We start from the raw sequence: 23,121 nt of genomic DNA, 5'->3' as shown, positions 1-23,121 counted from the left end.
GGGACAGCCCCATAAAACCAGGAGACCGCTCATGCAAGGGCAAACCCACGAAGTCACCAACCAGGCGCCTGAACTGTATGGCAACAACCTGTACCTGGACGATACTATCCTGCAGGCCGGCGTGCAGCGCCTGCACGGTCAATGGCATGCCGGCCAGCTGGCGCGCTACGGCGCCGAACTCGGCAGCAAGGAAAGCTGGCAGCTGGCCGAACTGGCCAACCGCCACCAGCCGGAACTGGCTACCTTCGACCGCCTCGGCAACCGCATCGACGCCGTCGAATTCCATCCGGCCTGGCATGCCTTGCTAGGCATGCTGCGCCGCGAAGGCTTGCACGCCCTGCCCTGGATCAAGCCGCAAGGCGGCGGCCACGTGGCGCGGGCCGCCGGTTATTTCCTGCATGCCCAGCTGGAAGCCGGATCGCTCTGCCCGACCACCATGACGTTCGCCTCGATCCCGGTCCTGCAGCAGGAACCGGCCCTGTTTGCCGCGCTGCAGGCAAAACTGTTGTCGTGCGAACATGACAGCCGCGACCTGGCGCTGGAGCACAAGAATTCCATCCTGGTCGGCATGGGCATGACGGAAAAACAAGGCGGCTCCGACGTCCGCAGCAACACCACCGCCGCCGTCCCGCTGGAAGGCGGCGGCGGACGCGGCGCCGGTTACCTGCTGACCGGCCACAAATGGTTTTTTTCGGCGCCCATGTGCGACGCCCATATGGTGCTGGCGCGCACCGAGATGGGCCTGAGCTGCTTTTTTGTGCCGCGCTGGCGCCCCGACGGCAGCAAGAACCCGGTACAGATACAGCGCCTGAAAGACAAGCTCGGCAACCGCTCCAATTCCAGCAGCGAGGTGGAGTTCCGGGACGCCTTCGGCATCATGGTCGGCGACGAAGGCCGCGGCATCCCGACCATCATCGAAATGGCCAACCACACCCGCCTCGACTGCGTCATCGGTTCCGCCGGCCTGATGCGCCAGGCGCTGGTGCAGGCGCTGCACCACGCGCGCCACCGCAGCGCTTTCGGCCGCCGCCTGGCGGAGCAGCCGCTGATGCAGAACGTGCTGTCCGACCTGGCCCTGGAAAGCGAAGCGGCGACGCTGCTGATGCTGCAGCTGGCGAGCGCTTTCGAGCAGCCGGACGATCCGTTGCAGCGCGCCTGGCGCCGCATCGTCACGCCCGCCGCCAAATTCTGGATCTGCAAGCGGGCGCTGGAATTCACCGGCGAATGCATGGAAATCTGGGGCGGCAACGGCTACGTCGAAACCGGCCCGATGGCGCGCTTTTACCGGGAAGCACCGGTCAATTCGATCTGGGAAGGTTCGGGCAACGTGATGTGCCTGGACGTGCTGCGCGCGATCGAACGCGAGCCGGCCGGTTTCGGCTTGCTGCTGGCGCAGCTGGCCGAAACGGCAAACCAGCATCCCGGTTTGCGCAGCATGCTGGACGAGCTGCAAAAGGACCTGGCGACCCCGGCCGAGCAGCGCGAAATGCTGGGACGCCGCTTCGTGCAGCGCCTGGTGCTGACGGTCCAGGGCGCACTGATGCTGCAGCACGCGCCGGCCATCATCGCCGAAGCCTTCATCGCCAGCCGCGGCGAGGCGATGGGCGGACGTGTTTACGGGACCTTGGCGGCGCCGCACCTGCAGCAGCAGATTCTGCAGCGGACCTGGCTGCAGTAGGCGCCGTCCGCAAAAGAAAAACCGTCAATGCCCTTGCCGGGCATTGACGGTTTTTTTTCGGCCGCCGCCAGGCGGTCAATGGCCGCCGAACAGCTTCAGGATATTCTGCTTCTCGTCTTCCTGCGGATTGGTTTGCGGCGCAGGGGCAGGCAAAGGCGTCCCGTCCGGGCCGATTTCGACCGGCGCTCCGCTCGCGCCGGCGCCCAGCCCCAGCGAGGCGATGAAGCCGTTGCCCGGCGTGAAATTGTCGAAGTAAAACTCATTGTTGATGGTAGTGACCCCGGCCGGCACAGGCATCTGGTATTCAGGTACGCCACGCAGGGCGCGGCCCATGTACTCGGTCCAGATCGGCAGCGCCAGCTGCGCGCCGAACTCGCGGCTGCCCAGGCTCTTCGGCTGGTCGTAGCCCATCCAGGCCACCGCCACCAGGCTGTTCTGGTAACCGGCGAACCAGCCGTCGAAGGCATCGTTGGTAGTACCGGTCTTGCCGGCCAGGTCGCTGCGGCGCAGTACATTGGTGCCGGCGCCGGTGCCGCGCTGCGCCACCGACTGCAGCAGGCTGGTCATGATGTAGCTGTTGCGCGCGTCCAGCACGCGCGTGGCGTTCTGGCCTGCTACCTGCGGTTCAACCTTGGTCAATACGGCGCCGCGCGAATCGGTCACCTGCGAAATCAGGTAGGGATTGACGCGGTAGCCGCCGTTCGCCAGCACTGCATAGGCGCCGACCAGCTGCAGCGGCGTGACCTGCCCTGCACCCAGGGCCAAAGGCAGGTAAGGCGGGGTCTTGTCGAGATCGAAACCGAAATGGCTGGTGACGAATTCCTGCGCGTACTTGACGCCGACCGCATCCAGCAGGCGGATCGACACCAGGTTCTTTGAACGCTGCAAGGCGGTGCGCAGCGGCATCGGGCCGTCAGGCTGGTCGTCGTCCTTCGGCTCCCACGGCCCCTGGCCAGGCGCGCCGGGGAAAGACACCGGTGCATCGTTGATGATGGAGGCCGGTCCGAAACCCTTTTCCAGCGCAGCCGAATAAATGAACGGCTTGAAGGTCGAACCAGGCTGGCGCCAGGCCTGGGTGACGTGGTTGAATTTGTTCTGGTTGAAATCGAAACCGCCGACCAGGGAACGGATGGCGCCGGTTTGCGGCGTCAGCGACACCATGGTGGCCTCGACTTGCGGCAGCTGCGTGATCTGCCAGCCTTTGGCGGTATTGATGACGCGGATCACCGAGCCCTTCTGGATCTTCAGGTTCTTGCCGGCTTTCGTACTCAACGCCGAAGCGGCAAGACGCAAGCCCTCGCCGCCGATGGTGACCACGGTATCGTTGCGCAGCATCGCCTGCACCTGCTTGGGATCGGCGCTCAGCACCACGGCGGGCAGGATGTCGTCATTGTCGGGCTTGTCCTGCAGCGCGTCTTCGATCGCCTGGTCGCGCTCATCGCCGCCGGCCGGCAGCTCGATGGCGGCTTCCGGTCCGCGGTAGCCGTGGCGGCGGTCGTAATCCATCACGCCTTTGCGTACCGCGTCATAGGCTGCCTGCTGGTCGGCGGCGTTGAGGGTGGTAATTACGCTCAGGCCGCGGGTATACGTGTCTTCCTTGAATTGCGCGTACAGCATCTGGCGCACCATTTCGATGGCGTACTCGGCATGCACGCTGTAGTTGTTGCCCTTGGTCTTGACCTGGATATCTTCCGCCAGCGCCTGGTCGTACTGTTGCTGGGTGATGAATTCCAGGTCGCGCATGCGTTTCAGGATGTATTCCTGGCGGATCCTGGCGCGCTTCGGATTCACCACCGGGTTGTAGGCGGACGGCGCTTTCGGCAGGCCGGCCAGCATCGCCGCCTGCGCCAGCGTGATGTCCTTCAGGTCCTTGCCGAAATAGGTGCGCGCAGCGGCGGCGAAACCAAATGAGCGCTGGCCCAGGTAGATCTGGTTCATGTAAACCTCAAGGATCTGGTCCTTGCTCAGCGCTGTCTCGATCTTGTAGGCCAGCAGGATTTCATAGATCTTGCGCGAGTAGGTTTTTTCGCTGGACAGGAAAACATTGCGCGCGACCTGCATGGTGATGGTGCTGGCGCCTTGCGAAGCGCCGCCATGCAAGATGTCGGCCACGCCTGCGCGCAGGATGCCGATGACGTCGATGCCGCCGTGCTGGTAGAAGCGCGCATCTTCAATCGCCAGCACCGCATTCTTCATGTCGGCCGGGATGTCGTCCAGCTTGACCAGGCTGCGCCGTTCTTCGCCGAACTCGCCGATCAGGACGTGGTCGGCGGTGTAGATGCGCAACGGCACTTTGGGCCGGTAGTCGGTGATTGCGTCCAGCGCCGGCAGCTGCGGCGTCATGACCACCAGCGCATATGTCACCAGCAAACCGGCTATCACCACGCCCGCCAGCACCAGGCCGCCGATGGTGAGCAGCAGCGCATGGACCACGCTGCCCTTGCCGTTTTTCCCGGCCGGGCTGGAGCGGGACTTGTTTGTGTCTTGCTGGGTTTTCTTTGTTGATGACATAGCAATATTCGATGGAAATAGCCCTGTATCCTACAACATGCCGGGGATCGGACCTCGAATGGCTACGAATTGTTACGAATCGACGGCCCGGGATCCCGCTGCCCCAACAGGGACTGGATCATCTGACGCGTGGTGGCCGCCGCCAGCTCCGGCGTTTCCATCGGGAACAGGTGGCCGCCGGGGATTTGCCGGAAATATCTGCCCACCAGGCGCCTGGTGGCATCCAGCCCGGCCTGCCGGCATTCGACCGAATCGACGCCGCCGACAAAACCGATTGGCACCGGGAAACCGTGTTTCAGCACATTGCCCATGTCGTGCGGCAGAGTGCGGTAAACGGCGGTTTCGATATCGCGCCGGAAACGCAGGACCACATTGCCCTGCTCCTTTTCCAGTCCGTAGGTGATGTAGTCGCGCAGCACTTCGGGCGCCCAGTTGGCGAACACCTGCTTGCCGGCGAAATGCTGGTAGGCGGCTTCCGCGCTCGGCCACAGGTTGCGCCGCTTGACGGAAAACCGGGCTTGCGACACCCGCTTGTCCAGCCCCAGCGCCTTGGCGCCGCGCAGCAGGCTGGCGCGCCAGCCGACCACTACCGGCGTATCCAGCATCACCACGCAGCTGGCCAGGTCCGGCCGCTGTTGCGCCGCCAGCAGGGCCAGGCCGCCGCCCATGGAGTGGCCGACCAGGATCACCGGCTGTTCGTAACGCGCCGCCAGCTCGTCGATCAGTTCCTGCACCAGCGCCGGCCAGCCGTCGGTGACCGGGTATTTGGGATTATGGGCGTGGATGTCGAGCGAACGAACATCGTAGTCGTACCCCAGGAAGTCAAGGAACTGGCGGTAAGTCCCTGCCGGAAAACTGTTGCCGTGAATGAAATGCAAAATCGGACGAATAGCGTCAATCATAAATAAGACAAAAAAACCTGTTTCAATGGGGTCTCATTTAAAACCGAAAGCAGCCGTGCTCCAAAGGGAATATTAGAGCCGGCGCTCAGGAGTCAGCTGCGGCGCGGCGCGACAACCGCCTCTATCGAGCGTCCTACCGCGAGAATGCGGTGGTCCGTATTCTGGATGCCCGCAATCATGAGGCCGACCGGCGCGTCTCCCGCCTGGTGGCATGGCACCGAGAGCGCGCAGCCGTCGAACAGGTTGACCACCGACGGGTTGCGCAGCATCCGTCCGTTTATGCGGTAGTAACTTTCATCGTCTTTCAGCACATCGGCGATCGGCGGCGCGATGTCGGGAGTGGTCGGCATCAGCATCGCGTCATAGCCTGCCGCGGCCTGGTTGATCGAGCGGATGAAGTCGCGCCGGAGCGCCAGCAGTTGCACATAGTCGGGCGCACTGATGGCCTCCCCGGTCTTGATGCGCGCCAGTACCCGCGGATCGTATTTGTCCGCGCCGTCTTTGATATATTTCCGGTGCCAGGCATACGCCTCGGACGCGGTGATCATGCCGCGCGGGTTGATGTTCGGAGCCTGCGCAAATTCGGCCATCGGCAATTCAACGATGGTCGCTCCTGCCGCCGACAGCCGCTCCAGAGCGCTCGAGAACGCGCGCGCCACAGGCTCGGACAAATCGTTCTGGAAGAAAGTCTTGGGCACCGCAAAACGCAATCCGCGCAGTGGCGGCGCATCCGGCGCGCGCACGGTTTCCGCGGCAAGCACAGCATCAAGCAATGCACAGTCCGCGACGCTCCAGGCGATCGGACCGGCGGAATCCAAAGAGGTCGACAGCGGCATCACGCCGTCGAGCGGCACGCGGCGTTGCGTCGGCTTGAAGCCGACCAGGCCGTTAAGCGCCGCCGGGATGCGCAGCGAGCCGCCGGTATCGGTGCCGATGGCGCCGGCAGCCATGCCGTCGGCTACCGAAATGCCGCCGCCCGATGTCGAGCCGCCGGGGATGCGGCCGGTGGCGCGGTCGTAGACGTTCTTCGGCGTGCCGTAGTGCGGATTGATGCCAAGGCCTGTATAGGCAAATTCGACCGTATTGGTCCGTCCGATGATGACCGCGCCGGCCTTGCGCAGCCTTGCCACGACAACCGAATCGCGGAGCGCGGCGGGCTGGCCGACCAGGACCGTGGAGCCTCCCAAGGTGGTCTGGCCCGCTTCGTCGAACAGATCCTTGATCGAAATCGGGATGCCCGCAATCGGCGAGGCAATCACTCCCTTGCGGCGTTGGGCGTCGATCTCTGCAGCTGCCGCGCGCGCCTGTTCGGCATACACCGTCATGAAAGCGCGTGCGCCCTCGCCTTGTGGATCGCCGATCGCGGCAAGCGCTTCCTCCACCAGCTGGCGGCTGCTCAGCGAGCCGGCCGCCAGCCGATGCGACATTTCCACCATGGATAATTTCCCCATGGAAACTCCGCCGCTAGTCCGCGCAAAAACCTGTGGCGCTACGGTGCCGAGTCCTGCAAGGGCTGCATAGCCACCGGCCTTCTGTAAGAAATTGCGGCGCTGATTGTCCATTTGTCTCCCCCTTTTTAAATTTATTGAACGAGATGCGAAGATTCTCGTCTTTGATCATCAAGCACATGCTGTGCCATCCCGGCATAAAACGGTAAGCACATGAAAAATAGCGTTTTTCCATGGCTTGGCAAACCGAGGCATGGATCGAAACGGATGGAAATCCGCACACGATCGGGGCGGCTGTCTGGAAAAAGTAACGGCGCGCCGGGCTAACGGCCGTACCAATAGCGGCGGTGCTGCTCACGATAGGTATCGGCAATCACGGTTTCGCCGAATTTCAGCATGATTGCGCCGTCGGCATCATTACGCAAGACGGCGATGCCCAGATCCCGGTAGCGCTCCAGCACCTGCTGTTTCGGATGACGGAAACGGTTGCGGTAGCCGACCTGGAACAAGGCGATTTGCGGTTCGACCTCTGCCAGGAACGCGGCTGTCGATGACGTGCCGCTGCCATGGTGGGGCGCCAGCAGCACCGTCGATTTCAGCTGCCCCGCGTGGCTGGCGGCCAGCTGCTTTTCCTGGGCTGCTTCGATATCGCCCGGCAGCAGGATGGCATGCCTTCCGTGGCTGATCTTGAGGACGCAGCTGAGCGTATTCGCCTTGGTTTTTGCTGCCTTCTCCGGCGCCGGATAATGCTCCTGGTCCGGGTACAGCATGTCGAAGCTGGCGCCGCCCCACTGCCACGCCTGGCCGCTGTGGCAGCGCTGGTGGACCGCCGCTGTCCTGGCGATCGGATGATCTTGCGCCAGCGACGAATATACCTTGCCCACCTTGATGCTGCCCATGAGCGACAATGCGCCGCCGGAATGGTCATTGTCGGCATGCGACACCAGCAGCGCATCCAGCGCCGCGATGCCGCGCGCCCTCAGGTAAGGCACGACGACACGGCTGCCGGCATCCGACGCCGGCGAATAATACGGGCCGCTGTCGTACAGCAGGCGATGCCCGGCGGTCTCCACCAGCACCGCCATGCCCTGGCCGACATCGAGCGCAGTGATCCACATTTCCCCCGGACCAGGACGGCTGCCCTGGTCCAGCAGCAGCGGCAGCCAACCGCCCAGCGCCAGCCAGCGCAGCGGCCAGCCGCGCGGCGCCAGCAGCCACAGGGTAGCCAGCAGCGCCAGCGCAAAAGTCCATGCCTGCGGCAACGGCGCCTGCCATACCGCGAACGGCAAACCGCTCAGCCAGTCCAGGAAGACGGCCAGCAGCTCTACCAGCGCATGCGCGCCGCGCCACAGCCAGGTCGACAGCGGCGCCGGCAGCACGCTGGCGACCAGGGTCAGCGGCGTCACGGCCAGGCCGACCAGCGGGATCGCCAGCGCATTGGCAAGCGGGCCGATCAGCGAGACGCGGCCAAACAGCAGGGCCGTCAGCGGCAGCAAGCCGATGGTCACCGCGTACTGGGTAGAGCCGGCAGCTTTCAAACCATGCCGCCAGCGTGCCAGCAGCGATTGTTCGGGTGCCGCAACGGCCGCGCTGCGGCCGACGCTGGTGTAAAGGATCACGCCGACCGCGCAGAAAGACAGCCAGAACCCCGGCCACAGCAGCGCCCAGGGATCGGCCAGCAAGACCAGCGCCAGCGCCGCGCACAGCACATGCGACACGCTGGCGATGCGTCCGCTCCATAAAGCCAGCGCAGTCACCAGCAGCATGTACAAGGTACGCTGCGCGGGTATGCCGAAGCCGGCCAGCGCGACGTAGCACAGGGCCGCCAGCGCGCCGCCCAGCGCTGCCGCTTTTTGCGCCGGCAGCAACAGCGGCAAGGCCGCGCCGGTGAAGAAGGAACGGCGCCACAGCGCTGAAACAATGACGGCGAACATGCCGGCAATCATCGTGATGTGAAGACCGGAAATGGCGACCAGGTGGCTGACGCCGGTGCGGTTGAAGACTTCCCAGTCGGACTGCTCGATGGCGCGCTGGTCGCCCACCGCCAGCGCCACCAGCACGCCGGCGTAGCGGCGCTCGGGCAACGCTTGCAGGATCCGTTCACGCAAACGGCTGCGCAGCACTTCAACCAGGTTGCCCGGGCTGAACACAAATGCCTGCAGCTGCCGGTTCTGTTGCCCGGAACGGACGTAGCCGGTGGCGCGCAGCTTGCGCTCCAGCAGCCATGCTTCATAGTCGAAACCGTGCGGATTTGCATTTCCGTGCGGACGTTTCAGGCGCACGCTCAACTGCCAGCGCGCACCGGCCTGGAGCCGGACCTCTTCGCCGTTTTGCTCCTGATGCCAGCCCAGCGCCAGGCGCGGCGGAACCAGCGGCGCTGCGCCGTCCTGATCCAGCACTTTTTCAACGGCAAAAGTAAAACGGACGCCGCTCTCGGAATAGGAAGGCAAGCTGTCGACCGTGCCGATCACGGTGATATCGCGCCCTTCCCACGCCGGCGGCAACTCATGCCTTAAATGATATTGCGCGAACAGCCCGGCCCAGGCAAAACCGAACAACATGCCGGCCAGCAGGTTAGCAACCGATCCGAGATAGGGACTGCAGGTTTTACGGGCGACTGCAGCCGGCAGCCACGCTGAGACCAGCAGGCAGCATAGCAGCCAGACCGCAAGCAATGCCGCCTGGGTTTGCAAAAAGCCAACACCGAGGACAAGGCCGACCACGGCGCTGCGCATGCCCGCCGCGCCGTTGCGCTACTTAAGCCAACGCCGCCAGGCGCGGCAAGGCCGCGCGGGCATTGGCGGCGGTCGCCTGCGCCAGGTCAGGCAGCGCCATGCCGCGCAACTCGGCCAGCACGGCGCCGATGCGCGGGATCTGCTGCGGCTGGTTCGGTTGCGGGTGCAGCCAGGCCGGCGACATGTCGGGCGCGTCGGTCTCCAGCACCAGCGCCGCCAGCGGCAGCTGGACCGCCAGCCGGCGGATCTGCAGCGCGCGCGTAAACGTCATGGCGCCGCCGAAACCGAGCCGGAAGCCGAGCCCGATGAAGGCTTCGGCTTGCTGGAAACTGCCGTTGAATGCATGGGCAATGCCGCCCTGCACCTTGATCCGGCGCAGATGCTTGAGCAGGATATCTTGCGAGCGCCGCACATGAAGCAATACCGGCAAGTCGAAATCGCGCGCCATCTTCAATTGCTCGACGTAGAAATGCTCCTGCTTTTCGCGCAAGGGGCCGCTGTCCATGCCGGGAACAAAAAAATCGAGGCCGATTTCGCCTATCGCCACAAAACGCGGATCGGCGATTGCCCCGGCGATCGCCGTGCGCAGCGCCAGCAGATCGGCCTCCTCGGCCTGCGGTACATACAGCGGATGGATGCCCAGCGCATAGGTGCAATTGGGCAGCTGCGCGGCCAGCGTCGCCACCGTGGCGAAGTTGGCGCGCTCCACTGCCGGGATCACGATCCAATCGACGCCCTGCTGCGCCGCCGCTGCCGCAGCTTGCGCCTGTTCCCCGCCGAATTCAGCGGCGTCCAGATGGCAATGGGTGTCTATCCACATCGGCAGGTCTTTTCAAAAGGAATTGATAGATTGCCATCCTAGCATGGGCTGACTTTGGCCAATATAAGCAACTGGATAAACAATCCCCCTCGCTCCGAGCCAGAGCCTGATAACATGATGCCAAAAAGTATTTGTCAGAAAGCAATGTAGATGTCCAAACCGTCCACCCCGTTCGACCAGCGCGAATTCCGCAACGCGCTGGGAACCTTCACCACCGGCGTTACCATCATTACCGCTTGCCAGGCCGACGGCAAGCTGGTCGGCGTGACCGCCAACAGCTTCAACTCGGTCTCGCTCGATCCGCCGCTGGTGCTGTGGAGCCTGTCGAAGTCGTCCAACAGCCTGGCGGCTTTCGAAGCCGCCGAATACTGGGCGGTGCACATCCTGTCGCACGACCAGGACCAGCTGGCCACCCATTTCAGCAAACGCGCGCACGACAAGTTCGCCGGCCTCGCGCTGGAAACCGGCATGGGCGGCGCGCCGCTGCTGGACGGCTGCACCACCCGCATGCAGTGCAAGACCGCCTACCGCTACGATGGCGGCGACCACATCATCATGGTCGGCGAAGTCATGCACTTCGAGCATTCCGACATCGCACCGCTGGTATACCAGCGCGGCAACTACGCCGTCGCCACCCGCAAGGAACTGGCCGATGAAGCCGAAGCGCTGATCAAGGCTACCGCCGCCTCCGACAGCTTCGACGAGAATTCGATGAGCTACCTGCTCGGCAGCGCCTATTTCCACCTGTATGGAAAACTGCGCGAATTCGGCGCCCTGCAGGGCTTGAACGACGCCGAGTTTTTCGTGCTGAATACGCTGGCGGCGCGCAACGGCCGCAGCCTGGCGGAACTGAACCGCCTGTTCGTCTATGCCGGCCACACGCCGCTGATCAATGTGCTGGACGACATGACTGCGCGCGGCCTGCTGCAAGTCGTAGTGGACCAGGGCGAACGCACCGAGCGCGGACTGTTTTACCTGACCGCCATGGGCCAGGCCCTGGCGCAAGAAATCGCCAATGCCGGCAAGCAAACCGAACTGGCGCTGCTGGGCAGCCTGGGCGCGGTCGACACCATCGCCCTGCGCACGCTGCTGCGGCGTTTCATCTCGCTGACCGACGACGGCAAGCTGCCGGGCGAATAAGCCGCCCGCCGACAAGGCCATGCCAATGCGCTACACTGGAATCTCACTGATGGATTGCCGACAGCACCGATGAACATCCGCTTCCTCGAAACCTTCGTCTGGCTGGCGAAGTTGAAGAACTTCCGGCTGACGGCGGAAAAACTGCATACTACCCAGGCCGCGGTATCAAGCCGCATCGCCACGCTGGAGCAGGATTTCGGCGTGCGCCTGTTCGACCGCGGCGCGCGCGAGGTGGCCTTGACCACCGACGGCAGCAAGGCGCTGGTATATGCCGAGCGCATCGTCAAGCTGATGCGTGAAATGAAGGACGACATGTCGGCGCGCGACAACTATTCCGGCGTGCTGCGCATAGGCGTGATCGAATCGATCGTGCACAGCTGGTTCCCGGACCTGATCGGCCGCATCCACAAGCTGTTTCCGCAGCTGGAAATCGAAATCGCCAGCGACACCACCATCCACCTGCGCGAACAGTTCAGCAAGGGCGACCTCGACCTGGTGCTGCAGGCGGAACCGGTGATCGCGCCGAATATCCGCAATCTCAAACTGTGCGAACTGCCGATGCGCTGGGTCGGCAGCAGCAAGCTGGAAATCGGCAGCGAAACGCTGAGCCTGTCGGACCTGGCGGCTTTCCCGCTGGTCAGCTTTGCCCGCAACTCGGGACCGCACACCATCATCGAACAACTGTTTTCCAACAGCGAACGCGGTTCGCTGCACATCAATTGCATCACCTCGGTGGCGACCATGATACGGCTGGTCAGCGACGGTTTCGGCGTCGCCGTGGTGCCGCCTGCGATCATCCAGCGCGAACTCAACGACGGCAGCCTGCAGCTGCTGCGGGTGGATGCCGATTTTCCGGCTTTGCTGCTGATGGCTTCGTTCCGCAACGATCCGGAAAATGCACTGACTGAAACCATTGCCAGCATCGCCCAGGAAACCGCTTCCGAATTCGCACTGAACTGGGGGCCGGAGATCGCCCGGCTGCCTTCTGAACCACTGGAATTGCCGTTCGCGGCAATCTAAAAATTGCTACAGCGGCGCCTATTGAGCGTTGCATAAAACATGACAATGCCCTTGCCCGGTTTTTCTGCGTGTTCAACAAACGCAGCTAATTGGGGTCGGAGTGAACTTTCTGCGCGCTTTTTGCAGAAACTTCACTCTGACCCCAATTAGCGGGCCACGAAGCACCTGCCGCATCGTTAAAAAAAACCGCGCCGTGCGCCCTGTCTTTCTCCGAATCCGTCATGTGGGGTCAGAGTCAAGTTTCGCGATGAAGCGCCGCGAAAGTTGACTCTGACCCCAGATGACTCGTGCCGTGGCGATGCCATGAATGATGAAACTCTCAATAACTCAGGGAGATGAAATCAGCCGCGCGCCACAAGCAGTTTCATCCGAGTCATATGCCAGCCACTTTCCGTCATGCCGCCTGCCGCTGCCTCTCGTGAGAATCTCGAACTCGCCTTGACAGCGTGGGCTGTATGTCATGCACCCCTCTCCCGCCACAGGAATGCCCTGTGCGTTGAAACCCGCGAAAGCGCTGGTCACTTCGCCGCCGTGGCTGGTTTTGTCGCGGAGGCGGATGACGCCTTGGCCTTGAGAATTTTTCATGGAATCTCCTTGTCAAGCACGGCGCGCTTCGGGAGCGACATGCATGGAATTTTCCCGTGTCCGATTGCCGAGATAGACGGCCCGATAGCGCAGGTAGCCTTCAAACTCAACCTGCTTGCGCAAAAATTCGCCGCCTAATTTTTCGATGAAACCGGCATAGGAATCATGCACCATCTCATCGTAAAATGCACCCACCTCAGGAGGCACTTTGATCGTCTGGATCACGTTATAAATCTCAGTGACATTTTTATTATAGTTATGCCGCGCAGACCGGTCCTCTGGATCAACAATGGGAAGATATCGAGATACCAGCTCGATCTGCTTGGCGAACACTTCTTGCCCCTTTCGATAATAGAACAGGCTATTTCGCTCTTTCATATTGCCCAAATTGTCGCGATATTTAATGATTCCAGCTGCCTGTGCATACCTCACGCTATACAGGCGCTCAAAACCTTCAGCCGTATTTACCATGTGGCGCCAGGCCAAATACATCAAACCGTGCGCACGTAATTGCCGATCAATGGGGAGATCCTTGACGATGCGGCAGTTGGCGAAATAGCCGGCTACCGCCTTACGGACTTCGGGATCCAGCGCGAATTGTGCAATCAATGGATTCTCGTCAGTCTCGGACTCCGGCGTCACCTCTAGCCACGGCTGACCGGCGGAATGATATTCGCAGGCTTTTCTTGCTGCCTGATACATATCGTTGAGTGGGAGTTGCGACAGCTTTTTGCTATCGTCCGGGACCGGCACGCCATCAACGATTCGTACCGCCTTGCCTTGAGCGCCGGGCGCGTAACCGCCGCCGATATCGGCATGTGCGCCAGGATAATAATGTTCGTAACAATTTGATGGCAAGACATCGCCTTGACATATGCTATCGAGGGGGAAGACAGTGCGAAACTCATGCAGGGCCACGTAATGAACGCAGTTCCTGACCTCCGGATGAATGCGCAAATTCTCCGCCGTAGCCCAGTCCCAATGCCCCTCACCATTGTTTGCATTGGTAACGCCCACCGACGCAACCGTATCCATGAGGCCCAACATCCGGACATAGGCGGGAATGCCAAACAGTTTGCCGTCAATCAGGAAATATTGATGCAGCCAATTGGTGAACACGCGCGCCTGGGCTGCGCCACGGGAAAATCCGAATACATCGAGATAAATGCCTGCCAGACGCGGCAAGGTCTTCGGCGCCTTGAGCTGGATGCTCAGCTTGAGGGCACATTGTTTCAAGAAATCCTCTCGCGTCTTTTCGTAATCGACCAGACCGGATTTCAAGCCGAGCGCTTTGAGTATCTTGTCTTCCTCGGATGGAAGGGGTATTGGCCATTCACGTCGATCTTCAGGCTTTACCCAGTGATCGCTGCACAAAGCTTTCATTTGCTTATCATCAAACATTGGATCGTCACGATTCACGAAGCTGTGCACTGAATTTAGTACCTCCAACAGCCCCCAAATGACTCTTGGTTGACCACCCTTGCCAGCAGCAGCCTCCCGGACATCTTCACCATTAGTGCCAAATTTCTCAGGAGAGGCTGTACCAACACCTTCAATATATACAGAAAAAAAACCTTCCAACGGATGATGACGATATGCGTCAGACAAGCGTGCGATATTGCTCTGAGCCAAGGCCTCAATATCTCGCTCTTTGTTGTTATCGGTACCATCAAAGAAAATGCCGATATTCAAATTGAAGTCGCAATATGTTCCACAATCCATCGGCAACGCGCGTGGACAGATTACTTGGGCCTGTTCAAGACCGGATTTTGCATTCGCCATGTTTATTTCCCCTTTGTTGGTTCAGGTTTTTCACCGGGGAGAGGAATATAATTTGGAGCTGGCCCGCGCGGATACGAGGGGCCAGGGTAGTCAGGATTCGCTGCTCCGGAGCGCGCGTACCATACTTCGACTTGATGTCCCGGCAAGAAATGGACTTTCAAGCCATAGCCATCTCCGAGGGGGACAGCAAAATGCACTGGTACGGTAGCTTCGTGCCAACGTTCTTCTTTGAAGTTCGTACGGTAGGTTTTCCATCTCACCGTCATCATCAGCGGCATGTTTGGTTTATCTGGCAGATTCAGGCAGCACGAATTACCGCTGCTACCCCAGCCGTCATATTGAGAACCGCTCCGTCTGCCATTGACATAAAACTCCGCAATGCCGATGCCTTTTCCGTAATGCACGACTGAAGATATTGAGACTGGAGTCTGCCCCTCCGGCGCCATGCCGTTGACGCCTCTAGCAGCGCAACCGCTCAAAAAGACGGCTATGAGCGTCGGCAACAACCAACGCAATAACGCAAATTTAGAGAAACTGTTTTTCACCTGGTTTTCCTTAAAAAAATGCCAATGTTTAAATTGAAATCACAATGTTTTTCGCAATCCATTGGCAACGCATATGGAGAGACTACTTGGGCAGGCTCGATGCAGAACTTTGCATTCGTCATATTGATTTTCCCTTTGCCGGTTCAGGTTTTTCGTCGGGGAGAGGAATATAATTTGGGGCGGGGCCGCGCGGATAAGCTGGTCCTGGATAATCAGGGCTACCAGTACCCTCATCTGCGATCCAAACTTCAACGTTGTGACCTGGTAGGAAATGTACAACCATGTCGTAACCAGTTCCTGGTTTAGCTTCTGAAATATGCAGGGGCACAGTCGCCTCGTGCCAGCGCTCCTCTGCGACTCTCGTGCGATAGGTCTCCCATTTCACGGTGACCATGATGGGCGAGTTGATCGTATGCGGCAGACTGATACAACACACCGTCGCGCCGCCGCCGCCCCAACCATCATATAAAACCCCACCCCATTTACCGTTGATATAGAAGTCTCCAATTCCGATGCCCTTACCATAGTGCGACACTGCCGAAATGGAGGTGGCAATCTTTCCTTCCGCCATCAATCTGTTTGATCCGGCACCAGCGCAGCCACTGAGCAGGATGGCTAAGAACGTCGGCAGCAACCATCGTAATAATGCAGATTTAAAGAAACGATTCTTCATCTAATTTCCCTTAAAAAATACCGACATTCAAATTGAAGTCGCAATGTTTTCCACAATCGGTCGGCAACGGACGTGGACAGACTACTTGGGCCGGTTCGAGACAGGACTTTACATTCGTCATGTTTATTTGCCCTTGGCCGGTTCAGATTTTTCATCGGGAAGTGGCACATAATCAGGAGCCGGGCCACTTGGATAAGCGGGACCTTGGTATTTTGGATTGCCCGGCCCATATTTTGCTGACGACCATACTTCAACTCGATGCCCAGGAAAAAAATGAATATATAAATAACCCACTTCATTCTCTGAAAAATGTACTGGTACGGTCGCCTCATGCCAGCGCTCTTCTTTAAAATTTGTGCGGTAAGTTTTCCATTTCACCGTCACCATCAGAGGCAAGCTTGGCTTCTCAGGCAAACCTAGGCAACACACCGTCGAGCCTCCACCGCCCCACCCGTTATATTGGACACCGCCCCATTTGCCATTGACATAAAATTCGGAGACGCCGATCCCCTTGCCATAGTGAGTGACGGATGAAAGAGAAGTTACCGTCTGACCTTCCGTCGCTAAGCCACTAACACTTTTAGCAGCACAGCCGCTCAACAGTACGGCCAAGAGTGTCAGAAACAACCAACGCAAAAATACAGATCGAAAAAAACTATTTTTCATCTGGTTCCTTTGAAAAATGTCAGTGTTCAAATTGAAGTCGCAATGTTTTTTGCAATCCATTGGCAACACACGTGGACAGACTATTTGGGCCTGTTCAAGGCCGGATTTTGCATTCGCCATGTTTATTTCCTCTTTGCCGGTTCAAGTTTTTCGTCGGGGAGAGGAATATAATTTGGGGCCGGGCCGCGCGGATAAGCTGGCCCGGGATAGTTGGGGCTTCCAATTCCCTCGTCTGCGATCCAAATTTCGACTTTATGACCAGGCAGGAAATGCACAACCGCACCATAACCTGTTCCCGGTTTCGCTTCTGAAATATGTAGCGGTACGGTAGCTTCATGCCAACGCTCCTCTTTAAAATTCATACGGTATGTTTTCCATCTTACCGTCACCAAAAGAGGCATACTTGGCTTATCTGGCAAGTTCAAACAACACACCGTCGCTCCTCCTCCACCCCAACCGTTATATTGAGCGCCTCCCCATTTACCGTTGACATAGAATTCGGAAACGCCGATCCCCTTTCCATAGTGGGTAACAGACGAAAGAGATGTCGGTGTCTTCCCCTCCGGCGCGAGCCCATTAACGCCCCTAGCTGCACAGCCGCTCAACAGCACTGCCAAGAATGGCGGTAACAGCCAGCGCAATGAAATGGATTTAATGTGGTTATTCTTCATGTGCATATCCTCGGATCACGAATCTGAAATCTCTTGCGGTCCGGCATGCGCAAGAAACGACACCCAGTCTCTTTCCTGCAATGCCCGGCCTTTCGAGCTGAATATTTTGCGGGCGAAACTTAATAAGACCTCCTGATTATCGGAACCGCTTTCTTGCCATATCGCGACGCACTCGCACGCCAGACGCCAATCGTCATGCAAATGGCCTTTCGCGGCGTGCTTCGTGCCTACCAACTGCTCAAGCAACATATCGGGCTCGGCGCCAACGGCAAAAGTCGCCATTTGTTCGCCGCTCAAGGCAAACTGCTTGTCTTCCGGGATCAGGCTGGCGCGATCTTCCGGCAGCATCAAGACGACTTCCTCACCACGCCGGTCAAACGTGCGCCATTGCTCTATCGGTCCGGTCATTTCGCCCCACTGCTGCGGCGTCATGATGGCGGGCAGATGCACCAGGATTCGCGCGTCCGCGAAGCGTAGCCCCAGCAGTACGGCATCCTGGTCGTAGAAACACGTGAACCGTTGCAGATGGCCGGCCAGCGTGGCGAGGTCGGCTTGGCTTTGCAGCGTGGAGCAATGCAGCCGCCCCGGGAAGCCGCCAAGTACGGCATCGACCGCAGATCTGGCTTCCGCTCCTGCTGCGTCCACGAGCGCCATGTCTATCAGTATCGGCCCGGCCAGGCAGCGTTTCTCGGTGGGCAGCAGCGGCGCGCACCAGTTGACAGCGGGGTCCGTAAACAACGGGTGATTGCATATCGCGTCATACACCAAGCCGCCGTCGATCAGGGAATAATGGCGCATCATGTCAACCGCGCAACCAGCCTGGCCTGCCGGCCCGCCTTAAACATGCACGGCAGGCAAACGCCTTTGGGTAAGACAGGCATGGCCGCCGACCTGCTCTGCGGCGGGAAGGTGCCGTGGCTGATCGCATGATGCTCCACCACGCCCGGCGTGAACCAGCGGTGGCCGTCCGGCTGGATGGTGTATTCGGTGCCGCCCACATTGAAGCTGATGCCCTTCTTGGCCTTGAAGCGCAGCCAGTCTTCCGCGCTGATCATCTCGATCACCTTTTGGGCGACCAGGCGGATGGCGTTGTCATGCGCCTCGATTGCCACTTTGCCGCGTCCGGCGATATGGCTGATGTCGCCCTGGCTGGCAAACAGGCTGATCTGCTGCTTGACGCTGGCAGCCAGGTTGTTGCCTGCCGCCAGGTTGGTGTCCTGGCCGCTGGACACGGTCAGGTGGTCGCCGCTGTGCAGATGCGTGCTGCTCGGCGTGGCCAGGCCGATGCCGGCCGGAGACGCCGCCAGCAAGACAGGTTGCCGGAAACGGTTGGCCTGTTCCTGGCCCTGCCCGGCATATTGGTCCTGGGTGGCGTCGATGAATTGTTCGAGCGTATCTTGCGCTTCCAAGGCAGGCGCGCCGGCTTTGGCGGCCGCGTCCGACAAGGTTTTGGTCAGGCGCCGGGATGCCGTCAGCTGCTGGTGCGCTTCCCGCACGTCCAGCTGGGAGCCGGTGGCGCCGGGCCGGCCGAACGTGCTCAGGTAGAGTCCCTGGCCGGCGACGACGGCGCCGTATGCATTGGTGTTCAGCGCAAAGCCGCTGCCGTAGAATGCCTGGCGGGTATTGCCTTGCTGGCCGACCAGATAGCCGAGGTTGAGCTGGGCGTGGGTATTTGTGCTGTACAGCTGCAGGCGGTTCTGCCGGGTATTGTCGTCCATCACCAGCTGGTTGTATCCCTTCCCCATATGCTCCTTGGACTTATATCCAGACAATTTGCCGTCGGTATGCCAGTGCGGCGCTTGGTCGCCGTTATAGAGACGGCCGGTGATGACCGGACGGTCCGCATCGCCGTCCAGAAACGTGACGATCACCTCCATGTTGATGCGTGGGGTATAGACGCCGCCGTAATTGTTGCCCGCGTTTGGATAGCTGACGCGCACCCAGCAAGAGGCGACGCCGTGCGCCCACACGAACTTCACCTTGACCCGGTTGAGCGCGTCGGTAAATATCTCCTCCCCTTCCGGCCCTGTCACAACCGCGGTCTGGGTATGCATGACGGGTTTGTGATGTTCCCTTGGACTGCGATATTCGAGGCTGCGGCGCTGCACTTCGATCCGGTTGATGCAAAATCCGCTGTTGGCCGCGGCCTGGCTGGCGCCGGCGCGTTCCTTGATGGCGGCGAGCTGTTCCCGCAAGCTGCCGGGCACGTCGTCCGCCGTGCCAGACAAAGGCAGGTTGTTTTCGACATACCAATGCAGGCCGATGACAATGAATTGCCGCTGCTCGTCTGTGGCCTCGGCATGGTCGGCATGGCCTTCGAAACTGAAATACGACCCGACCGCCATGCGCCGCACCGCAGACCAGGCGAAATAACGCTTGGCTTGCGACTCCCAGCCCTCGACCGTGTTCTGCGCCTGCAGATCGCCCTGTGCCTGCTGGCCATAGGTATAGGCACCGGTGTATTCGTAGACTCCCAGCTGCTCGGGAATGTTGCCGTGTTCCGGGGTAATCCGCCTGGCAGCACCTTTGGCCTGGCGCGGCGCCTTGTAGTCAGTCGTGACCGTTTCCAGCTTGCGGCTGCGCAGCTGGCGCTCGCCGCTCCATTCGGTGATCTTGTCGGCCTCGTCCCGGCTGCCGGCCCGGTGGAAACGGACGGCGGCAGGGTCCAGGGCAGGCAAGCTGCGCGCCGAATCGGTGATGACCAGCATGTGGTCCTTGCCGTCCTCTTGCTGCTCGTGATAGCAGTACCAGCCCTCTTCTTCCATCAGCCTCATCGCAAAATGCCAGTCGGTCTCGTACTGGGTGCAATACGAGCGCGCCGCGGGCGGGCGCCTGAGCTTGAAACGGTAACGGCCATGGCCCTGGGGATGGCGGTTAAATACCTCGGAGAGGATGTCGGTGGCGTCCCGGTCTTGCCAGATGCGGCTGTCTTTGCGGTACTTGAGGAAATGCAGCCAGCAACGGAAGGTCAATTGATACGTCGTCAGCAGGCCGTCGCAGCCGAGCTTGCGGGCGCGCTGCACATAACCGTGGACCGGCAAGTAACTGCGCTGGTCGGCCTGCTGCAGCCAGAGGGTGACTGGCTGGGCAATCAATTGTTTGAGGGGGATGCTGCGGTCCAGGGACAAAACATCAACGGTATATTCATACCCGCGCCCCAAACGGTCTTCGGCAACCAGGCGCTGCGGCAGCAGTACGTCTTGTCCCAGCAGGGTTTCGAGTTTCAGGAGGCGGCTGTGCTGGCCCAGGCCCTTGTGCCACGAGGAGATGAACTCTTGCGTCATTGTCGTCCTTGTTTTTTTGTCTGTTGCTGAAACCGCCCGCTCTCCATATCGGACTACGCCAGCGGGGCTGCGCCGGTGCGCGGCTCGCACTTGATTGAAGTGCGAAGGATTGTGGCACAAGGAAATAATATTGACAAACTAACATCTAATTACAATCAAGAAACTGTTATGAAAAATAACAGACTCGGAGGTTTCCGCTTGCCCGGCCGCGCCCATCTACCGGTTTGTTGCGCCACGTTGCTCCATACGGCCAGACAAGAGCCGCTGCCTGAAAACCGGTTCAATACGGCATCGGGAGCCAGCATCGCAAAAGCAATAAAGCATTGCTTAAAACATCGCCAGCCTGTTTTTAAGAAAAACCATAAAGCACAGCCGCAGTGCACAGCGCGGCCAAAATGCGGCAAACGCCCAATGCAGCGCCCCACTTTTGCTCATAAGATTTTCCATTCAATTGCGCTGACAATTTCTTGTTGGACAGCCGCCAGGCCGGTACGCATACTCGACGCATCCGGTAGCCGGTCCTGGCCGCCGGTGACGGACGTCAAAGAAACGCCGCGCCATCCTTCGCCAGCCACGGCGGAGCACATTCATTTCGGGATGACATCACATGCGCAACAACCTCAACCTGGCGCCGGACGCGCTGGAAGCGACCTACAAGAAAATCGCCTGGCGGCTGATTCCGTTCCTGGTATTCCTGTTCGTGCTGGCCTGGATAGACCGCGTCAACGTCGGTTTCGCCAAGCTGCAGATGCTGCAGGACCTGCAGTTCAGCGAAGCGATCTACGGCCTCGGCGCCGGTATTTTTTTCATCGGTTATTTCCTGTTCGAGGTGCCGAGCAACCTGCTGCTGGAAAAGATCGGCGCCCGCAAGACGCTGGCGCGCATCACCATCCTCTGGGGCCTGACTTCGATGGCCATGGTGTATGTCAAGACGCCTGCCATGTTTTATGTCATCCGTTTTTTCCTGGGCGTATTCGAGGCCGGCTTTTTCCCCGGCGTGGTGCTGTACCTGACCTATTGGTTCCCGGCCGCCAAGCGGGCCCGCGTCAACGGCCTGTTCATGACTTCGTTCGCCATCGCCGGCGTGGTCGGCGGGCCGATCGCCGGTTTCATCATGAGCGCCATGGATGGCGTCGGCCATTACGCCAACTGGCAATGGCTGTTCTTGCTGGAAGGCATACCCTCGGTGCTGGCCGGCATCATGGTGCTGCTGTACCTGCCGGAAAAGCCGGTCAACGCCGGCTGGCTGAGCCCGGCTGAACAGCAGGCGGTGAGCGGCGCGCTGGCGGCCGAGAACCACGACAATAAACATGCGTCCCTGCGCGACGCCTGCAGCAACTACCGGGTCTGGATCTGCGCCGCCGTCTATTTCTGCGTGGTCAGCGGCAATGCCACGATTGCTTTCTGGTCGCCGTCGATCATCAAGGAAATCGGCATCGTCGGCAACCTGCAGATCGGCCTGATCTCTGCCATCCCATTCCTCGCCGGCACCATCGCCATGATCTGGAACGGTATCCATTCCGACCGCAGCGGCGAACGCCGCCTGCACTGCGCGCTGGCGACGCTGGTGGCCAGCATCGGCCTGATACTGACCGGTTTCTTCATCGGCAGCGCGGTGCTGGCGCTGTGCGCGCTGACGCTGGCGGCTATCGGCATCCTGGCGGCGTTCCCGGTGTTCTGGTCGATCCCGGCCGCGTTCCTGACCGGCACCGCGGCGGCCGGCGGCATTGCGCTGATCAATTCGATCGGCAACCTGGCCGGCTTCGCCGCGCCCTACCTGATCGGCTCGCTGAAAACCTCTACCGGCAGCGTCGCTTCCGGTTTGTACTTCGTCGCTGCGCTGGAATTCTGCGCAACGATCCTGGTCTTGCTGTTCATCAAAAAAGTTCGCTGATTTTCTAACTGGCGCCGGCTTTCCCGCCGGCCGCCTTCTTTAAAGCTGGAACCATCTCATGCACATCTCATTTCAGGTCGACAGCGAGCAAGGCTCGCGCCAGCTCGACACCGATATCCATACCCTGATCGTCGCCGGCTGGGCCGGGCGCGACCATGCCGCCATCGAACATCACATAGAGGAACTGGCTGCGCTCGGCATCTCGCGCCCAAGCGCGGTGCCGCTGTATTACCGCGTCGCCAGCAACCAGCTGACCCAGGCGGAACAGGTGCAAGTGGTCGGCCCGGATTCCTCGGGCGAAGTGGAAACCTTTGTCTTTGCCGCCGGCGGCGAGCTGTATGTCAGCATCGCTTCCGACCATACCGACCGCAAGCTGGAAGCGCACAGCGTGGCGCTGTCGAAACAGGCTTGCGTCAAGCCGGTCGCCGCCGGCGCCTGGCGCCTGGCCGAGGTCGCCGACCATTGGGATGAACTGGTGATCCGCTCCTACATCGAAGAAAACGGCGAGCAGCTGCTGTACCAGGAAGGCACGCTGGCTTCGCTGCGCACGCCGCAGGACCTGATCGCGGGCTATACCAACGGCGCCGCCGTGCTGCCCGCCGGCAGCGGCATGACCTGCGGCACCGTCGCCGCGATCGGCGGCATCCGCCCGGCCCGCTCATTTACAATGGAGCTGTTCGATCCGCGCCGGCAGCGCACCTTGCGCCATCGCTACCAGGTAGAAGTGTTGCCGGAAGTTGCCTGAACATCGGATTCCACACTATTTC

General features: G+C 60.4%; 18 protein-coding genes. 5 read left to right on the top strand and 13 right to left on the bottom strand.

Annotated features, from left to right (window positions below):
* The first annotated feature begins 31 nt into the window (after positions 1 to 31).
* Positions 32 to 1,678, top strand: coding sequence for an isovaleryl-CoA dehydrogenase (locus AC07RZ_RS07050; RefSeq protein ID WP_494667407.1), 1,647 nt, complete (start codon positions 32 to 34; stop codon positions 1,676 to 1,678).
* A gap of 75 nt (positions 1,679 to 1,753) precedes the next feature.
* Here AC07RZ_RS07050 and AC07RZ_RS07045 read toward each other — a convergent pair whose 3' ends face one another.
* The 5 genes from AC07RZ_RS07045 to AC07RZ_RS07025 all read right to left on the bottom strand — a co-directional run bounded on the left by AC07RZ_RS07045 (position 1,754) and on the right by AC07RZ_RS07025 (position 10,094).
* Positions 1,754 to 4,189, bottom strand: a complete 2,436-nt coding sequence (locus tag AC07RZ_RS07045; RefSeq protein ID WP_494667406.1) for a penicillin-binding protein 1A — start codon at positions 4,187 to 4,189, stop codon at positions 1,754 to 1,756.
* 62 nt (positions 4,190 to 4,251) lie between these two features.
* Positions 4,252 to 5,091: an alpha/beta fold hydrolase gene (locus AC07RZ_RS07040; RefSeq protein WP_494667405.1), complete on the bottom strand. Its 840-nt coding sequence runs from the start codon at positions 5,089 to 5,091 to the stop codon at positions 4,252 to 4,254.
* 92 nt (positions 5,092 to 5,183) lie between these two features.
* A complete protein-coding gene (locus AC07RZ_RS07035; protein WP_494667404.1) occupies positions 5,184 to 6,542 on the bottom strand; it encodes an amidase in 1,359 nt (452 codons plus the stop codon).
* A gap of 320 nt (positions 6,543 to 6,862) precedes the next feature.
* The gene (locus AC07RZ_RS07030) at positions 6,863 to 9,274 is read right to left on the bottom strand and encodes a DNA internalization-related competence protein ComEC/Rec2 (protein WP_494667403.1); all 2,412 of its coding nucleotides are present in this window, start codon (positions 9,272 to 9,274) and stop codon (positions 6,863 to 6,865) included.
* Between the two features lie 22 nt (positions 9,275 to 9,296).
* Positions 9,297 to 10,094: a TatD family hydrolase gene (locus AC07RZ_RS07025; protein ID WP_494667402.1), complete on the bottom strand. Its 798-nt coding sequence runs from the start codon at positions 10,092 to 10,094 to the stop codon at positions 9,297 to 9,299.
* Positions 10,095 to 10,244: 150 nt separating this feature from the next.
* On the opposite strand from AC07RZ_RS07025, the gene AC07RZ_RS07020 reads away from it, so the two are divergent.
* Both AC07RZ_RS07020 and AC07RZ_RS07015 read left to right on the top strand, forming a co-directional pair.
* Positions 10,245 to 11,234, top strand: a complete 990-nt coding sequence (locus AC07RZ_RS07020) for a flavin reductase (RefSeq protein ID WP_494667401.1) — start codon at positions 10,245 to 10,247, stop codon at positions 11,232 to 11,234.
* Positions 11,235 to 11,303: 69 nt separating this feature from the next.
* Complete coding sequence (locus AC07RZ_RS07015) at positions 11,304 to 12,254, top strand: LysR family transcriptional regulator (RefSeq protein WP_342830243.1); 951 nt, start codon at positions 11,304 to 11,306, stop codon at positions 12,252 to 12,254.
* Between the two features lie 327 nt (positions 12,255 to 12,581).
* Here the strand turns inward: AC07RZ_RS07015 and AC07RZ_RS07010 are convergent, their stop codons facing one another.
* The 8 genes from AC07RZ_RS07010 to AC07RZ_RS06975 all read right to left on the bottom strand — a co-directional run bounded on the left by AC07RZ_RS07010 (position 12,582) and on the right by AC07RZ_RS06975 (position 20,460).
* Positions 12,582 to 12,839, bottom strand: a complete 258-nt coding sequence (locus AC07RZ_RS07010) for a PAAR domain-containing protein (RefSeq protein ID WP_494667400.1) — start codon at positions 12,837 to 12,839, stop codon at positions 12,582 to 12,584.
* A gap of 12 nt (positions 12,840 to 12,851) precedes the next feature.
* Complete coding sequence (locus tag AC07RZ_RS07005) at positions 12,852 to 14,621, bottom strand: T6SS phospholipase effector Tle1-like catalytic domain-containing protein (protein WP_494667399.1); 1,770 nt, start codon at positions 14,619 to 14,621, stop codon at positions 12,852 to 12,854.
* A 2-nt stretch (positions 14,622 to 14,623) separates the two neighbouring features.
* Positions 14,624 to 15,166, bottom strand: a complete 543-nt coding sequence (locus AC07RZ_RS07000; protein ID WP_494667398.1) for a DUF3304 domain-containing protein — start codon at positions 15,164 to 15,166, stop codon at positions 14,624 to 14,626.
* 118 nt (positions 15,167 to 15,284) lie between these two features.
* Positions 15,285 to 15,839: a DUF3304 domain-containing protein gene (locus AC07RZ_RS06995; protein WP_494667397.1), complete on the bottom strand. Its 555-nt coding sequence runs from the start codon at positions 15,837 to 15,839 to the stop codon at positions 15,285 to 15,287.
* A gap of 123 nt (positions 15,840 to 15,962) precedes the next feature.
* Positions 15,963 to 16,625 (bottom strand): DUF3304 domain-containing protein, encoded by a 663-nt coding sequence (locus AC07RZ_RS06990; RefSeq protein WP_494667396.1) that lies wholly within the window; start codon positions 16,623 to 16,625, stop codon positions 15,963 to 15,965.
* A 2-nt stretch (positions 16,626 to 16,627) separates the two neighbouring features.
* The gene (locus tag AC07RZ_RS06985) at positions 16,628 to 17,176 is read right to left on the bottom strand and encodes a DUF3304 domain-containing protein (protein ID WP_494667395.1); all 549 of its coding nucleotides are present in this window, start codon (positions 17,174 to 17,176) and stop codon (positions 16,628 to 16,630) included.
* A gap of 15 nt (positions 17,177 to 17,191) precedes the next feature.
* On the bottom strand, positions 17,192 to 17,977 hold the full coding sequence (locus AC07RZ_RS06980; protein ID WP_494667394.1) for a DUF4123 domain-containing protein: 786 nt from the start codon (positions 17,975 to 17,977) through the stop codon (positions 17,192 to 17,194).
* Positions 17,974 to 20,460: a type VI secretion system Vgr family protein gene (locus AC07RZ_RS06975; protein ID WP_494667393.1), complete on the bottom strand. Its 2,487-nt coding sequence runs from the start codon at positions 20,458 to 20,460 to the stop codon at positions 17,974 to 17,976. Before AC07RZ_RS06975 ends, AC07RZ_RS06980 begins: the two co-directional genes overlap by 4 nt.
* 607 nt (positions 20,461 to 21,067) lie before the next feature.
* Between AC07RZ_RS06975 and AC07RZ_RS06970 the strand changes: the two genes are divergently transcribed.
* A complete protein-coding gene (locus AC07RZ_RS06970) occupies positions 21,068 to 22,354 on the top strand; it encodes an MFS transporter (RefSeq protein WP_494667392.1) in 1,287 nt (428 codons plus the stop codon).
* A gap of 58 nt (positions 22,355 to 22,412) precedes the next feature.
* Positions 22,413 to 23,099 (top strand): DUF2848 domain-containing protein, encoded by a 687-nt coding sequence (locus AC07RZ_RS06965; RefSeq protein WP_494667391.1) that lies wholly within the window; start codon positions 22,413 to 22,415, stop codon positions 23,097 to 23,099.
* Positions 23,100 to 23,121 lie beyond the last annotated feature (22 nt).

The sequence above is a fragment of the Collimonas sp. GW821-FHT07E08 genome, from assembly GCF_059418905.1.
This window is presented reverse-complemented; position numbering and strand designations above follow the sequence as displayed.